The organism is Amycolatopsis anabasis (genome assembly GCF_009765355.1).
Classification (GTDB): domain Bacteria; phylum Actinomycetota; class Actinomycetes; order Mycobacteriales; family Pseudonocardiaceae; genus Amycolatopsis; species Amycolatopsis anabasis.
The window spans coordinates 1-13,920 of sequence record NZ_VTHK01000108.1 but is presented as its reverse complement, the minus strand read 5'-3'; the positions used below and the strand labels follow the sequence as shown (position 1 = coordinate 13,920).

The 13,920-nt window shown below is 71.2% G+C and carries 15 protein-coding genes; 2 read left to right on the top strand and 13 right to left on the bottom strand.

The window, feature by feature from the left end; genetic code table 11:
* Positions 1–417: 417 nt before the first annotated feature.
* From FXO23_RS49355 to FXO23_RS49315, 9 genes are all read right to left on the bottom strand, one after another.
* On the bottom strand, positions 418–1,362 hold the full coding sequence (locus tag FXO23_RS49355; protein WP_179957088.1) for a hypothetical protein: 945 nt from the start codon (positions 1,360–1,362) through the stop codon (positions 418–420).
* Positions 1,362–1,673: a type VII secretion target gene (locus FXO23_RS49350; RefSeq protein WP_158895951.1), complete on the bottom strand. Its 312-nt coding sequence runs from the start codon at positions 1,671–1,673 to the stop codon at positions 1,362–1,364. Before FXO23_RS49350 ends, FXO23_RS49355 begins: the two co-directional genes overlap by 1 nt.
* Positions 1,670–2,110, bottom strand: coding sequence for a YbaB/EbfC family nucleoid-associated protein (locus FXO23_RS49345; RefSeq protein WP_246258605.1), 441 nt, complete (start codon positions 2,108–2,110; stop codon positions 1,670–1,672). The genes FXO23_RS49350 and FXO23_RS49345 overlap by 4 nt, the downstream gene beginning before the upstream one ends.
* Positions 2,107–2,943, bottom strand: coding sequence for an ESX secretion-associated protein EspG (locus FXO23_RS49340; RefSeq protein WP_246258602.1), 837 nt, complete (start codon positions 2,941–2,943; stop codon positions 2,107–2,109). Before FXO23_RS49340 ends, FXO23_RS49345 begins: the two co-directional genes overlap by 4 nt.
* A complete protein-coding gene (locus FXO23_RS49335) occupies positions 2,940–3,269 on the bottom strand; it encodes a hypothetical protein (RefSeq protein WP_158895949.1) in 330 nt (109 codons plus the stop codon). Before FXO23_RS49335 ends, FXO23_RS49340 begins: the two co-directional genes overlap by 4 nt.
* 16 nt (positions 3,270–3,285) lie before the next feature.
* Complete coding sequence (locus FXO23_RS49330; protein ID WP_158895947.1) at positions 3,286–4,449, bottom strand: WXG100 family type VII secretion target; 1,164 nt, start codon at positions 4,447–4,449, stop codon at positions 3,286–3,288.
* A gap of 89 nt (positions 4,450–4,538) precedes the next feature.
* Entirely contained in the window at positions 4,539–7,424 is a 2,886-nt protein-coding gene (locus FXO23_RS49325) for an AfsR/SARP family transcriptional regulator (RefSeq protein ID WP_246258599.1), read from the bottom strand.
* A 52-nt stretch (positions 7,425–7,476) separates the two neighbouring features.
* The gene (locus tag FXO23_RS49320; RefSeq protein WP_158895943.1) at positions 7,477–8,145 is read right to left on the bottom strand and encodes a response regulator transcription factor; all 669 of its coding nucleotides are present in this window, start codon (positions 8,143–8,145) and stop codon (positions 7,477–7,479) included.
* Positions 8,142–9,344, bottom strand: a complete 1,203-nt coding sequence (locus FXO23_RS49315; protein WP_246258597.1) for a sensor histidine kinase — start codon at positions 9,342–9,344, stop codon at positions 8,142–8,144. Before FXO23_RS49315 ends, FXO23_RS49320 begins: the two co-directional genes overlap by 4 nt.
* A gap of 167 nt (positions 9,345–9,511) precedes the next feature.
* Here FXO23_RS49315 and FXO23_RS49310 point away from each other — a divergent pair, with 167 nt between their 5' ends.
* Positions 9,512–9,862 carry a hypothetical protein gene (locus FXO23_RS49310; protein ID WP_158895941.1) on the top strand — a complete coding sequence of 117 codons (351 nt, stop codon included), beginning with the start codon at positions 9,512–9,514 and terminating at the stop codon, positions 9,860–9,862.
* The gene (locus FXO23_RS49305; RefSeq protein WP_158895939.1) at positions 9,859–11,151 is read left to right on the top strand and encodes a cytochrome P450; all 1,293 of its coding nucleotides are present in this window, start codon (positions 9,859–9,861) and stop codon (positions 11,149–11,151) included. The genes FXO23_RS49310 and FXO23_RS49305 overlap by 4 nt, the downstream gene beginning before the upstream one ends.
* Here the strand turns inward: FXO23_RS49305 and FXO23_RS49300 are convergent.
* The 4 genes from FXO23_RS49300 to FXO23_RS49285 all read right to left on the bottom strand — a co-directional run.
* Complete coding sequence (locus FXO23_RS49300) at positions 11,128–12,189, bottom strand: LLM class flavin-dependent oxidoreductase (protein ID WP_158895937.1); 1,062 nt, start codon at positions 12,187–12,189, stop codon at positions 11,128–11,130. The genes FXO23_RS49305 and FXO23_RS49300 overlap by 24 nt on opposite strands.
* Complete coding sequence (locus tag FXO23_RS49295; protein ID WP_158895935.1) at positions 12,189–12,713, bottom strand: SRPBCC family protein; 525 nt, start codon at positions 12,711–12,713, stop codon at positions 12,189–12,191. The genes FXO23_RS49300 and FXO23_RS49295 overlap by 1 nt, the downstream gene beginning before the upstream one ends.
* Before the next feature lie 81 nt (positions 12,714–12,794).
* Complete coding sequence (locus tag FXO23_RS49290) at positions 12,795–13,292, bottom strand: winged helix-turn-helix transcriptional regulator (protein ID WP_158895933.1); 498 nt, start codon at positions 13,290–13,292, stop codon at positions 12,795–12,797.
* Between the two features lie 356 nt (positions 13,293–13,648).
* The coding region (locus FXO23_RS49285) for an HNH endonuclease signature motif containing protein (RefSeq protein ID WP_179957087.1) at positions 13,649–13,920 on the bottom strand (272 nt) is incomplete at its 5' end.

The following is a 13,920-nucleotide window of genomic DNA, read 5'->3' as shown; positions in this document are numbered from 1 at the left end:
GACAAGCCTGGTCGCCTGACCCCAGTAACGAGTCTCTACCGAACCCGGGGCGGTTCACAATCCAGCTCTTGACACCACACCCCACGCCCTAACTACCCAGCATTGGGTTAGAGCGGAGCCCTATGACTTGGGCCAGCTTCGGCTGGGTTTCCTGGATGCGTTCGCGGGCCGCGCGCTTTGTCGGCGAAGTGCGGAGCCGGGCGTGCGGGAGGCTGCCGCCGTGTGCTGGGTGGGGTGGGCGGTTTGGGGGAAGAGTGCCCTCCTTGCGCGTGCGAGGAGCGTGATTCGTGGCCGAGTTGCCCGGGAGCTGGGTGTCTGCTCCGTGGGCCAAGGGGAACCGGGTTCTGGGGGTCGTGAGTGGACAGACCGGTTAGCACCGGTCCAAACACTCACGACCCACCCAGCAGGGTACCGCGGTCAGTTCGTGGTCACCCGCGCCGACGGATCCGCGTATTCCGGACCAGAGTTCGTTCCGGGAACTTGTTCCGTTTTCTTCAGCATTTCCGTCGTTGTCGGTGATTCGGTCGTTTTCGGCAGGTTCGTCGTTTTCGGTGCGCCCGTCTTCGGCGTGTCCGTGCCGTTGTGCCCGGTGGTTTGCGTGATCGCCTGGTTGATGGCCTTCAGCGACTTCACCACCGCCAGCAGGAGTTTCACCAGGTTCTGGGAGCTGGACAGCAACGCGCCCATCTTCTCGGCGATCTTCCCCCCGTACTCCGTGGCGACCTGCACGGCCTGCGGGATCGCGGCCGCCACGCTCGCGCCGAAGGTCGCCTGCGCCGCGGCGAGCGCCTGGGTCATGATCATGTTGATCTTTCCCGAGGCTTCGGTGACGTACTGCGTGATGATCTGCTGGGCCTTCGCGACCACGTCGGCCGCGCCGGACATGGCGCTGGACACCGCGGTACTCGCCTTGGACATCGCGCGGAGCTCGCCGGCGAGTTCCTTCGCCGTGCCCTGGTAGCTCGACGCGGCACCGCCCGACCAGCCTGGGGTTTCCTTACCGGCCGCCTGCTGGTACGAGTCGGCGTGCGACGAGATCCCCTGCCCCGCGCCCTGCAGGCCGTCCGCGTTCGACGTAACCGCACCCGGGTTCCCGGCCAGCGTGTTCAGCGGTTCCGCCAGGAACGACACGAGGTCGGCGAGAAACCCGAAACCGGCACTCGCGATGCCCGACAGCGGGTCACCGCCGCCCGAGCCGAGCAGATCCAGCGCCGAGGTCGCGCCGCTGAGCCCGGCGGTCACCCAGTCGTTGCTCTGCACAGCCGTCAGCGTGGTCTCCACGTCGCCGAGCAACTGGTCCACGTCCACCCCGCCGCCGGACTGGCTCGGCTGGGTCGACGGCGGGGTGGTCGGGGCGGTCATCAGGCGATCTCCTCGGGCAGCCGGGCGGCACCGTCGGAGTCGGTGCTCTCGTAGCGGTCGGCGACCTGCGTGAGCCGCGTGCTCAAACCGTCCACCGCGGACGAAGCGTGTTTGACGGACTCCGAGGTCTGGTTCATGGCGTCCTGCAACCCCACGGCCAGGAACTGGACGAAGGTGCCGAGCGCGGCCTCGGGCAGCCCGCCCTGCAGTCCGCCCGCGAGGGAGGACAACCCGCCGGCGACATCGCCGACGGTGCCGGCGTGCGCCCGGATCTCGCCGGGTTCGACGTGGAACTGGTTCTGTTCGGTCATCGGATGATCTCCGGTGGGTTCGAGAAGTAGTCGTTGTCATCCCGGTCATCGGCCGGCGAACGCCCGGCACCGCCCGCGGCGGGCGGCAGGTGCTGCTTGACGAAGTCGAGGGCGGGGCCGTCGCCGACGTAATCGGTCATGATCGCGACCACCTGCTCACCGACCGCGCGCTGAGCCTGCCGCGCGGTCGCCAGGATGAGCTGGGCGAGCTGGTCGACCTCGAGCGAGCGGGCCGCCGACGCCAGCGTGAGGTCCTCCAGCGCGCCGCTGGGGCCGACCCGCACCGCGACCTCACCGCGCGGCGAGGTCGCGCTCCCGCCGACCTGTTCCAGGTTCGCGCTCGCCGTCCGGGCGTTGGCGGCCGCGCGCGCGAGGGTCTCGTCGTAGTCCGCCAACCACTGTGCTGGGTCCACCTTGTTCCCTTCGCCTTGTTTCACCGGGGTTTCCGCGCGATCGTGGCCAGGTCCTCGAGCGCGAAGCGCACGCTGTCGCGCCGCAACGGGTTCACGCTCACCCAGCTGTCGTCGGCGGCGCGGTTGACCTGAACCCGCCCGCGCGGACCGTCCAACCAGGACAGTTCGGTTCCGGCGCGCTTGATCCGGGCGCCGGATCGCCGGGTCGCGCCGAGCTGTCCCAGGCCGGTCTGCGTCGGGAGCAGGCCGACGAGCTGGTCGAGCACGTCGGGGTCACCACCGCAGTCGCGCACGAGATCCCGCAGCAGCCGTTCCTTCTCCGCGGCATCGGAGATCCCGTCGATCAGCTGCGTGGCGGTGTCCACCGCCCGCGCGGGCAGCGTGATCGGCATCGCCTTGGCCGGTGCGACCTCGGGCACCATCCCGATCAGCGCGTCGGCCAGCGCGATGTCCGCGACCCGGCGGATCCGCACGGTGCCGTCCGGAACGTCGTTCAGGGACTGGCTGCAGATCAGCGCCCGCGACCGGTAGACCATCGCCACGATGCCGGTCGTCCCGTGCTCGCCGACCAGCACGAGGTCGATCGTGCCCCGGTATTCGCGCAACGCGGTGACCAGTTCCGCCGCGACGCCGACCGGGCCGGACTCGTCGGCGAGACCGCGGACGCCCAGGGTCTGCCCCGCGGCCGCCAGCAGCACCTCCCGCTCGCCCGCGATCCGCCCGAACGACGGCACGCGCAGCGGGAACGGGAAGGGCACCCCGGCGTGCGCGGAGAGCAGATCCAGCTCGACCAGTCCGAAGTGGACAGAACCGTCCCCGGTCTCGGGCCGGATGGCGTCCATGGCGATCGTCGTCATGTCGCGCCGCCGCCGGTGTTGCGGAGTTTCCGGGCGTGTTCGGCTTCGGCCTCCAGGTAGCTGGCGACGGTCGCCTTCAGCGCTCGGTGGTAGCCGTTCAGCTCGGTGTCGGTCGCGCTGACCTCCCCGGTGAGCCCGGCCTGGCCGGCCGCCTCGCGCAGCCGCATGGCCAGGTGCATCGCGGGCGGCGCCGTCCCGAGCAACGGCAGGCGTTCGGCCAGCCGGTTCGCGGAGTTCACCAGGCCGGTGGTCTGGTCGCCGATCGCGGCGAGCGCCTTGACCTGCCCGTCGAGATCCTGCGCCGAGATCCGGTATCCGTGCGTCAAGGGTTGCTCCTGTTCCTCACAGCCCGATGACCGGGGTGCTGGCCGGTTCGTCGACGTCGAAGAGTTTCTGGTCGATCGTGGGCATGTTGTTGCGGTGTTCCTCGTCCTGGGCGCCGCTGCCCCGCGCACCCGAACCCGGGTACATCCCTTTCGCGTTCGCCGCGGCGCGCGCGGCGGCGAGTTCGGACATCCCGGCGGTCCGGGCGGCCATCAGCGCCCTGGCGAAGGCGCCGCTCCCCCGCGAATCGGCCATCGCCCCGGACTCCACCGGACCGGAGCCGACCAGTTGCCCCCAGGACATCCCGCCGCGACCGAACGAGGTGGCGTCACCGGAGTATCCGGCGGCGGTGGTCGACTGCCCGTCCATCCCGTCCAGCGCGCCGTAGGTTCCGGCCTTGGCCGCACCGGGCGGCGCGATCGCCTGACTGCTGCGCCGCAGGCTGGATTCGTAGCGCTGCATCACGTGCACCGCCTCGGCCTTCCGCTCGGCGGCCGCCACGTTGGCGAGGAACAGGCTGCCGCCGCCACCGGCCACGGCGCCGATCGCGGCGCCCATCAACGCACCCGGTCCGGCGCCGATACCGCCCGCGCCCGCGCCGACGATGGCCCCGATCGCGGCGCCGGCCCCCGCGCCCGCCACGGCGCCGCTCAGGGCGAGCCCGGTCGGGTCACCGGGCGGCGGGGGCATGGTGTTGCGCGCGTCGGCGAGCGCGTCGCCGGCATCCTGCGTGGCCTGCTGGACGGTCCCCGCGCGGGTGCCGACGCCGGAAGCCCGCTCCCCGAGGTCACCGAGCCGGTTCCCGGCCAGTTCGGCCGCGTCACCGCTCCAGTTCGAGCGCAGGGCGCCCCGCTGATCGCGCAACGAACTCGCGTGGCCGGTCAGCTCGGTGCTGTGCCGCCCCCATTCGGCGGCGACCGAGCTGACGTCGCCGACATCAGCGTTCTGCCACAACATCTGGTAGAGCTGCTCGTGGGTGTAGGCGTTCCAGTTCGTGGCGCCCTCGGGAATCGGTGAGCCGAAGTACCCTTCCCACACGTTGCGCAGGGCATCCACCACGGGTTGCACGAGCGCACCGATCGGTCCGCTCTGCCCCAGCACGGAGGTGACGGCGCCGGCCAGCCCCTCCACACCGGCGGACGCCGTTTCGATCGCGCTTCCTGCGCCGGAGTCGTCGGTCATGCTTTTGTCTTCCGTCAGCTTCTGGTCCGGGCGTGTCACCCGGTGCCACCAGGCTGACGGAAGCCGATGAAATCCCGATGAAACGCCTCTTACGCAGGCCCGCAGCGGTCAAGACCGGCGGCGGCGCGGGCGCGCTCCCCGAGGTTCTCGTTCGTCTCGGTGAGGGCCAGCACCAGCTCGAACTGCTCCCGCGCCTCGGCGGGGTTCCCGGCGGCGAGGAGACTGTCCCCCAGCCGGTTGCGGGCCTCCATCTCCACCCCGGCCGGTGTCTGGTCGGTGATCACGGCGAGCGCCCGCCGCTGGAGCTCGAGCGCCGTGTCCACGTTGCCCAGTTCCCGTTCCGCGATGCCCAGTCTGGCCATGCTGCCGGCGAGCAACGTGACATCCACGACCTGTTCGCCCAGTTCGACGGCCCGCCGCAGCGCCGCCGCGGCTTCGGCGAACCGGCCCAGGTGCAGGTGGACGGTCCCGTAGGCGCACAGCGCGGTCCCCGTCATCCTCGGACTGTCGATCTTCTCGCCCAGCAGTTGGCACTGCGCGAAGGAGTCGAGCGCCTGCTCGTGCCGCCCCTGCATGTGGTGGATGTAGCCCAGGTAGGAAGTCCCCATCGAGATGAGCCAGTCGTCCCCGAGCTCGGCGGCCAGCGCCATCGCCTCGACCAGGTCACCGGTCGCCTGGGAATGCCGACCCTCCGCCGTGGCGATCGCCCCCAGGGTGCCCAGGGCGCGGGCCTCCTCGCGCCGGTAGCCGAGCTGCCTGCTGAGCCGCAGGGCATCGGCGACCCAGGTGCGCGCCTGGTCGAAATGGGTTTGCATGCCGTAGGCGAAGCCGAGGCAGAAGCGCAGCGAGCAAATCATGCGTTCGTCGGTGGCCTGGTCGACCAGCGGCAGCGCGATCTCCAGGGCGGTGCGGCATTCGTGGAACCGGCCCTGGCGGGTGAGGTAGTCGACCAGACCTTCGGCGATCCAGCAGGCGTAGTCCACCTCCCCGATGGCCGCCGCGTGGGCCACCACGTCGACCAGCTCGCCGCCCGCAGCGTCCAGCCAGGCCGCCGCGTCCGCCCACCCGGTGAACGGGTTGTCGCCCAGCTCCGGCCCGGTGGGAAAGCCCGGGAGACCCCAGTCGCTGGTACACCGGGCCGCGGTGACGTAGAGCCGGAGCGCTCCGGTCCGGGCCGCGGCGACGACCTCGGGAGGCGCCGCGGCGGACAGTTGCCGCGCGAACACGGCCACCAGGTCGTGCAGCCGGTAGCGACCGGCGGCCGGCTGCTCCAGCAGGTTCGCGTCGACCAGGCTTTCCAGGGCCTGTTCGGCTTCCTCCGGCGGACAGCCCAGCATCGCGCCCAGCGCCAGCCGGTCCAGCTCCACCGACGGGCACCGGCCCAGCACCCGGAACGCGCGCTGCTCGGCGGCGGGAAGCTGGTCGTACGACAGCCGCAAGGCCGCTTCGACACTGCGGTCCGCCACGCTCAGCTCGCCGAGGCGGCGCTCGTCGTCCGCCAGGCGCGTCGCCAGGTAGTCGAACGTCCACGTCGGACGGTTCTGCAGCCGCGCCCCGGCGATGCGCAACGCCAGCGGCAGGCGGCCGCACAGCCGGGCCAGCTCGCGCACGGCGTCCCGCTCCCGGCCCGCGCGCGGTGCGCCCACGATGCTCGCGAGCAGCGCTTCCGCCGCATCGGAACCGAGCACTCCCAAGGAGATCCTGCGGTTCACGTCCAGCCCGGACAGCCGCTGGCGGCTGGTCACCAGCACCTTGCTGCCCGGTCCGGCCGGCACCAGCGGGCGCACCTGCTCGGCGCCGGCGGCGTCGTCGAGCACCAGCAGCAGGCGCAGTTCGGCGGTCACCGATCGCCAGACCGCGACCAGCTCGTCCAGATCGTCCGGGATGCGGTTGTCGTCGACCCGGGTCGTCCGCAGCAGCCGCCGCAGCGCGCGTTGCGGACTCAACGGCGAGCGGCCCTCGGTGTGCCCGTGCAGGTCCACCACCAGGCAGCCGTCCGGGTACCGCTCGCGAATCAGGTGCGCCGCGCGGACCGCCAACGCGGTCTTCCCGGCGCCCGCCACCCCGTCCACCGCGTCGACCGTCACCCCGGCGGCCTCGTCCGGTGCGGTCAGCCGCGCGAGCTCCCGCTCGCGGCCGGCCAGCTCGCCGACATCGGCCGGCAGTTCGTTGCGCGCCTTCCGGGGCGGCGGTTTGGGCTCCCTCGGCCGGGCGACGCCGAGCGCGGTGTCTTCCCCGCGCAGCACCGCCTGTTGCACGCGCCGCAGCTCCTCGCCGGGCTCCACCCCCAGCTCGTCCACCAAACGGCGGCGCAGCTGGGTGAACACCGCCAACGCGTCGGCCCGCCGGCCGTCGAAGTAAAGGGCGCGCATCAGCAGCGCGGCCAGTGACTCGCTGTACGGGTGGCCCTGGGTCAACGCGGACAGTTCGGCGACCGCGTCAGCGTGCCGGCCCAGCACCAGTTGCCGCTTCACCTTCTCCTGCGCCAAGGCGATCCGGCGTTCGGTCAGCCGCAGCCGCTCCCCTTCCACGAACGGACCGGGCAACCCGGCCAACGGCTCGCCCTCGAACAGTGCGAGGGCGTCGGCGTACGCGCTCACCGCGGCGGCCAGGTCACCGGACTGCTCGGCCGCGCCCGCCTCGGCGACGATCTCCTCCAGCCGCATCGAGTCCAGCCAGACCCCGGCGCTGGTGAACCGGTAGCCGCCCCGGCTCCGGCCGATCACCGAATCCGCGGTGTCCTCACCGTCGGCCCGCAGGCACTTGCGCAGCCGGTGCACGTAGACCGGCACCACCTTGCCGCCCGTGCCCGGCGGCTCCAACCCCCATACGCTGTCCAGCAGTTCCTGCTGGCTGACCGGTACGTCCGGACGCAGCACCAGGGCGGCCAGCAACGCCTGCTGGCGAACCGGCCCCAGGTCCAACGGCTCCTCGCCGCGCCAGGCCCGCAACGGGCCGAGCACGGCCAACCTCAACCGCTCCGGCTGCACAAAGATCCCCCCACCTGATCCGTAGTCGGTTCGGACTCTAGCCGGGACTCACGATCCCGTGATCGAAGGCGTAGACGATCGCGGCGGCCCGGTCGCGCAGCCCGAGTTTGACGAAGATCCGTCCGATGTGGCTCTTCACGGTGACCTCGGAGATCACCAGCGCGGCGGCGATCTCGGCGTTGGTCAGGCCCCGGCCGATCGCGCGGAGCACGTCGTGTTCGCGCGGGGTGAGCAGCTCGGGCGGCGGCCCCGCCCGATCGCTCGCCGCCTGCCGGTAGGTGGCGAGCACCCGCGCGGTGACCGCGGCGTCCAGCCAGCCGTCCCCCGCTGCGACGGCGCGCACGGCCCGGATCAGGTCCTCGGCCGGGGCGTCCTTGAGCACGTAACCGGCGGCTCCGGCGCGCAGCGCACCGGCGAGCAGCTGATCGTCGTCGAACGTGGTCAGGGCCAGCACCGGCGGGTGCTCCCCGGTCCGGCGCAGCCGGTGGGTGGCCTCGATCCCGTCGACGTGCTTCATGCGCAGGTCCATCACGACCACGTCGACCTCGTGCTCGGCGAGGGCCGCGGGAACGTCGGCCCCGTCGCCGCATTCGTCGACCACGACGAACCCGTCCCGGCGGCGCAGCACCCGCCGCAGCCCGGAGCGGACCAGCTCCTGATCGTCGACGAGCAGGACCCGGATGACGGTGTCGGCGGTCCCGGTCATGAGACGACCGGCTTGAAGAAGCACCCGCCGAGGGCGTCCGATTCGGGCGCGGCGGCGACCGTGACGTCCACCACCCACTCCTCTCCCCGAGGACCGGCCTGGAACTTGGCGCCCAGTTGCGCGGCCCGGGCGGTCATGCCCGCGAGCCCGGATCCGCGGGCCACGGTGCTGGACGCGGCGGCGGGCAGGCTGTTGCGGACGGTCAGCCTGGTCCCGGCGGCGCCGGCGCGCAGCCGGACCTCGGCGGTGGCGCTGGGCGCGTGCTTGACGATGTTGGCCAGCGATTCCTGCGCGATGCGGTACAGGCCGAGCCCGTCCGACGCGCCGATCCCGGTGAGGTCGCCGCGCTGCTCGTACCGCACGTCCAGCCCGGCGGCGCGGGTGCGCTCGATCAGCCCGGCGATGTCGTCGATCCCGGGCAGCGGCTGCGTGCCCGAAGGCGATCCGGCGAGCAGGCCGACCGTCCGGCGGATATCGGCCATCGCCGCCCGCCCCACCCGCTCGGCCTCGATGAGCGCGTCGGCCGCCTCGTCGACGTCGCGGTCCTGCTGCAGCGCACGGCGGGCTCCGGTCAGATGCAGCATGGTGATGCTGAGCGAATGGGCTACCACGTCGTGCACCTCCCGGGCGATGCGCTGCCGTTCCCCGAGCATCGCCTGCTCCCGCGCGGCATCCTGGTTGCCGCGTTCGGCGTCCAGCGCCCGGACGTACCAGCGGATCATGAACCCGACGGTGAGCCCGAGCAGGACTCCGGTGGTGTACAGCGGGGAGCCGATCAGGTGGCCCAGCACCTCGGCCACGCCCAGCACCGCGATGCTCGCGCAGGTGACCGCGATCGCCATCGCGGGCCGCGACATCACGGCGACCTCGCCGGCCAGCACCACCATCAGGAACGGCGCGAAATCCGGTGTGGACGGTTCGGCGAACAGGACCGCGACCGCCGCGATCACGACGACCGACTCCGCCCACGGCGGCATCATCCAGCCCGTAATGGCCCAGACCAGGACCGGCACCAGGGCCAGCAGGCCACCGAGCACGGTCGACGGCACCAGGGCGCCCCGCTGCGCCACGGCGGCCACCGCGAACACCGCGCTCGACACCGTCATGCACAACGGCACCCACCACGGAATGGACATGCCGTGGTGGGCGATGCTGGCCTCCAGCCTCGCCCGGATCCTGCCCAGTGGCACCGCCCGCACGCTTCCAGCCTAGGAACGGCGGCAAGCTCAGTCACCCTCCCGTAGTCGGCACCGGCCTCCGACCGTGGTAGGAGGCCAAATGGGGCCCACGGCCAGAAGCGGATCAGGGGGCCGCGGCCCTAGCGTCGGTGTCCTACCCGGTTGGACCGACCCGAGGGGGGCACCCGATGACGTGGAGCCAGACGCATCGGCGGCTCGACGCGCTACGCGCGATCGAGTCCGAACTGGACAGAACCGGGGACGGGCGGCTGCCGTGGAACCCCGAGTACGCCGCGATCTTCGGTGACCCGTACCGGTTGCTGCTGGAGTTGCGCTACCGGTGGCACCTGCTCGTCGAGGCCCAGGTCGAGGAACCCTTCGACGAGGCGGGCAGGCCGAGCGCCGCCCTGCGCGTGCTGGCCGGGCAACACCGCGGGCTGCTCGCCGCGTTGCGTCGGCACCACTGGGGCGTGCCGGGATCGCTCCAGCAGGAGTTCCCCGAACAGCGCCGCCCCGAGCACGCGGGGGTGGCTCGATGATCGCGCGGTCGGCGGCGGTCTGGGCGATGAAATACGCCCTGCCCGGGGTGGGATTGCGGGCCGCGGCCCGGCGCGGCGAAGCCATTTCGCTGGCTGTCGCCCCGGGCATCCGGCACGACCCGTTCCCGGCCTACGACGCGATCCGCGCCCAGGGGCCGCTGGTCCACGGCCGTTTCGTCAGCGCGACCGCCAGTCACTCGAGCGCCGACGCGGTGCTGCGCAGCGAGGTCTTCCGCGCCGGGCCCACCGGTGCGCCGTTCCGGGCACTCGACCGGCTGCTGTCCGCCGCGATCGACCCGCGGGCGCTCGGCCCGGACGATCCGCCATCGTTGCTGGCGATCGCGCCGCCGGAGCACACCCGGATCCGCCGGCTCGTCTCGCGCGCGTTCACCGCCCGCGCGATCGCCGCGCTCTCGGCACGGGTCCAGGACCTGGCCCACGAAATGCTCGACGCGATCGCGGCCACGAAACCGGCGACCTTCGACCTGATCGACTCCTACGCCGCCCTGCTGCCGGTAACCGTGATATCCGAGATCCTCGGGGTTCCCACCCAGATGCGCCACCAGTTCCTCGTCTGGGGGAACCAGGCCGCGCTCGCGCTCGAACCCGGCCTGTCGTGGCGCGACTACCGGCGCGCCGACGCGGCCGCGCGCAACGCCCACGCCTGGCTCGACGAGCACATCGACCGGCTGCGCCGGAATCCCGGCGACGACCTGCTCAGCCAGTTGATCCAGACCGCCGACGAGTCGGATCGGCTCACCCACACCGAACTCCGCATCACCGCGCTGCTGGTGCTCGGCGCCGGGTTCGAAACCACCGTCAACCTCATCGGCAACGCGGTGGCGCTGCTGCTCGCCCATCCCGATCAGCTCGATCGTCTCCAGCGGGACCCCACCGGCTGGGACAACGCGATCGAAGAGGTCCTGCGCCTCGACTCACCGGTCCAGATCACCCTGCGCATCCCGAACTCGGACACCGAGGTCGCCGGTGTCCCCGTTCGCGGGGGACGGCCGGTGGTCGTGATGCTCGGCGGAGCCAACCGCGACCCGGACGTTTTCACGGATCCGCACCGGTTCGACAGCACCCGCCCCAACGCCCGCGAGCACCTCGCCTTCTCCGCCGGGCCGCATTTCTGCCTCGGCGCACAGCTCGCCCGCCTGGAGGCCGCCACGGCCGCGCGGGCGTTGTTCGAACGGTTCCCCGATCTCGCCCTCGACGACCAGCCCACCCGCCGCGACACCCGCGTGCTGCGCGGTTACCAGCACCTACCGCTGCGCACCGGGTGGTGAATCGAGGTCGCGCACCAGATCGAGCGCCCGGCCGAGGGTGTCCAGCCGCGCCTCGAGGCTGTTCCCGGCCGGGTAGAGGCGCACGGTGGTGACCCCGGTGTCCCGCCACACCCGCAACCGGTCGCGCACCATCCGCTCGGTGCCGATCAGCGTCGTCGCCAGCACCATGTCGTCGGTGACCAGCGCGGCGGCGCCGTCCCGATCACCGGCCTGCCAGCGTTCCCGCACCCGCGCGGCGACGTCGGCCCATCCCTGCCGGCTGTAGGCGCGGTTGTAGAAGTTGGTGGTCGCCGAGCCCATTCCGCCCAGGGAGAACGCGAGTTCGTGCTTGCGGCTGTGCACGAGGCGGGACAGTTCGTCCTCGTCCTCGGCGAAGGACACCTCGGCGCCCTGGCAGATGTCGAGCTCGGCGCGGTCCCGTCCGGCTCGGGCGAGCCCCGCGTCGAGGTGGTCGAAGTACGCGGCCGCCCCTTCCGGGACGAAACTCGTACCCAGCCAGCCGTCGGCGACCTCACCGGTCAGCTCCAGCATCTTCGGGGACAGGGCGGCCAGGTAGATCGGGACCTCCACCGGCGGCGCGGAAACCCGCATCGGGCGCGCCTCCCCGGGCAGCGGGATGGTGAACTCCTCGCCCTGGAAGGAAACTTTCTCGCCGTTGAAGACACTGCGCACGATCCGCACGGTCTCCCGCATCCGCGCCAGCGGCCGCGCGAACGGCACCCCGTGCAGCCCCTCGACCACCTGCGGCCCCGACGATCCCAGCCCCAGCAGGAAACGTCCGCCGGAGAGGTAGGACAGCGTCATCGCCGCCTGCGCGACGGCCACCGGCGTCCGGGTGCCCAGTTGCAGGACGCCCGAGCCCAGCAGCATCCGTTCCGTCCGCGCCGCGAGAAATCCCAGCGGCGAGGGCGCGTCCGATCCCCATGCCTCGGCCACCCAGCAGATGTCGAGCCCGAGCTTCTCCGCCTCGACGACGAAATCGACGGTTTCCGCCCAGTTCCGGCCACCCGAGGCCTCGATGGTGGTCGCGGTCCGCATCAGCCGCCGCTCTCGGTCGCACGCTCGGCGAGCTTCTTGATCGCGGCGAGGTTGCTCTTGATGCCGGTTTCGAATTCCCGCATCCGCACGAAGACGATCTTCTGCTCCTTGTCGGGCAGCCGATCGATCGCGTACGAAAGCCCGGACCGCCCCGGGCCCAGCTGCGCCCACTGCTCGAGCACGGTGCCCGTTCCCGCGGAACGCAGCGCGAACCGCCACACCGAGGACGGATGTCCGGGATCCCCCACCGCCCAGGCGAACGCCCGCGGCTCGTCGCATTCGACGACGACCGAAACGGTCTCCCAGCTGCCGAGTTCCGGATGCGAGTTCCGGCCGACGAACCGATGCCCCACCGCCGGACCGCGCACCCCGTCCAACCATTCCACTTCGGACAGTTCGGCGCTGAGTTCGGGCATCAGCCGGATGTCGCTGGCGTAACTCCACACCCGGCTCCGAGAAGCCTCGATGTAGGTCTCCGCGGCCACCGTGGGCGTGTCCGCATAGCGCTGCCCCGTCCACTCCACCGTGCAAGGCTCCCTTCAAATGTGGGGCTCCCACCTCCAGAGTTGCGTAGATAGACCCACTAGTCAAGGGGTGCCCCGACCTCAGCCCGCGAACCGCCGCCGCACGTCCGGCCGTTCCGCCAGGCGAGCCGGGTAGCCTGGCCCCATCCGGGACTTGATCTCCTCGGCGACCATCGGTTCGCCACATGCCGCGCACACCACCTCGGCATGGGTGTCGTGGCCGCACCGCTCGTGGTGGAACACCGTCGGCGGCCCCTCCTCCCCCGCCAGCCAGCGATCACCCCACCGCGCCATCGCCGCGAGCACGCCGAAGAAGTCGCGGCCCTTCTCGGTGAGCACGTAGTCGTACCGCACCGGCTCCCGCTGGTATTCCTGCTTCTCCAGCAACCCTTCGTCCACCAGCCGCCGCAACCGGTCGTTCAACGTGTTCCGCGCGATCCCCAGCGACTGCTGAAACTCGTCGAACCGGCGAATCCCGTAGAACGCCTCGCGCAACACCAGCGGAGTCCACCAGTCCCCCAGCAAGTCCATAGTGCGCGCGATCGAACACGGCCACTTCGCGAAAGACATCCGCCTCATGGGCCCCAACCCTACTCGCGTTATGTTCGACGAATAGCTGGAGAGTGTGAGATCAACTGTGTAGGGCGTGCCCTATCGGACGATGTTGATGCGGTCGCCGAATGGCTCCGTCCCGGTAAATGTCGGTGAGGTGAGCCTTGATATCGCGCACCGTCATGCCGCGGGCGTACAGGGAGATCATCGCGTCGTTGAGACTCGGTGAGCAATCCTCCGGGGCCGATCAGCTGCTGGCTTGACGCAGCAGTTGCTCCACCACGTCCGCCTCAGTGCCACCACCGGCCTGTCGATCGTTGTCCTCGCTTCCTGCATCGGTCACTACGTCGTGCCCTTCCGGCGAGCGGGGAGATAGCTGACTTCTATGTGCGGGGTTCGTGGAGTGGTTCGGGTTGGCTGGTGTAGGTGCCGGTGGGTGTGGTGATGGTGATGCTGCCGTTGGGTTGGGGTTCGTACTTCCAGCCTGGCTCGTCCTTCAAGTAGTGGTGTTTTTCGCACCAGCCGCCGAGGTTGGCCTTGTCGGTGGCGCCATTCTTGGCCCAGTCTTGGGTGTGGTCGATGTCGCCGCATTGTGCGGGTCGGTTGCAGCCGGGTGCTCGGCATTCGCGGTCGCGTATCCGGATGTAGCGATCCA

Coding starts and splice junctions, on each gene's coding strand:
- FXO23_RS49305 (WP_158895939.1), top strand. CDS start 9,859: ATGATCGCGCGGTCGGCGGCGGTCTGGGCGATGAAATACGCCCTGCCC.
- FXO23_RS49355 (WP_179957088.1), bottom strand. CDS start 1,362: ATGACCGCCCCGACCACCCCGCCGTCGACCCAGCCGAGCCAGTCCGGC.
- FXO23_RS49330 (WP_158895947.1), bottom strand. CDS start 4,449: ATGACCGACGACTCCGGCGCAGGAAGCGCGATCGAAACGGCGTCCGCC.
- FXO23_RS49300 (WP_158895937.1), bottom strand. CDS start 12,189: ATGCGGACCGCGACCACCATCGAGGCCTCGGGTGGCCGGAACTGGGCG.
- FXO23_RS49320 (WP_158895943.1), bottom strand. CDS start 8,145: ATGACCGGGACCGCCGACACCGTCATCCGGGTCCTGCTCGTCGACGAT.
- FXO23_RS49340 (WP_246258602.1), bottom strand. CDS start 2,943: ATGACGACGATCGCCATGGACGCCATCCGGCCCGAGACCGGGGACGGT.
- FXO23_RS49350 (WP_158895951.1), bottom strand. CDS start 1,673: ATGACCGAACAGAACCAGTTCCACGTCGAACCCGGCGAGATCCGGGCG.
- FXO23_RS49310 (WP_158895941.1), top strand. CDS start 9,512: ATGACGTGGAGCCAGACGCATCGGCGGCTCGACGCGCTACGCGCGATC.
- FXO23_RS49290 (WP_158895933.1), bottom strand. CDS start 13,292: ATGAGGCGGATGTCTTTCGCGAAGTGGCCGTGTTCGATCGCGCGCACT.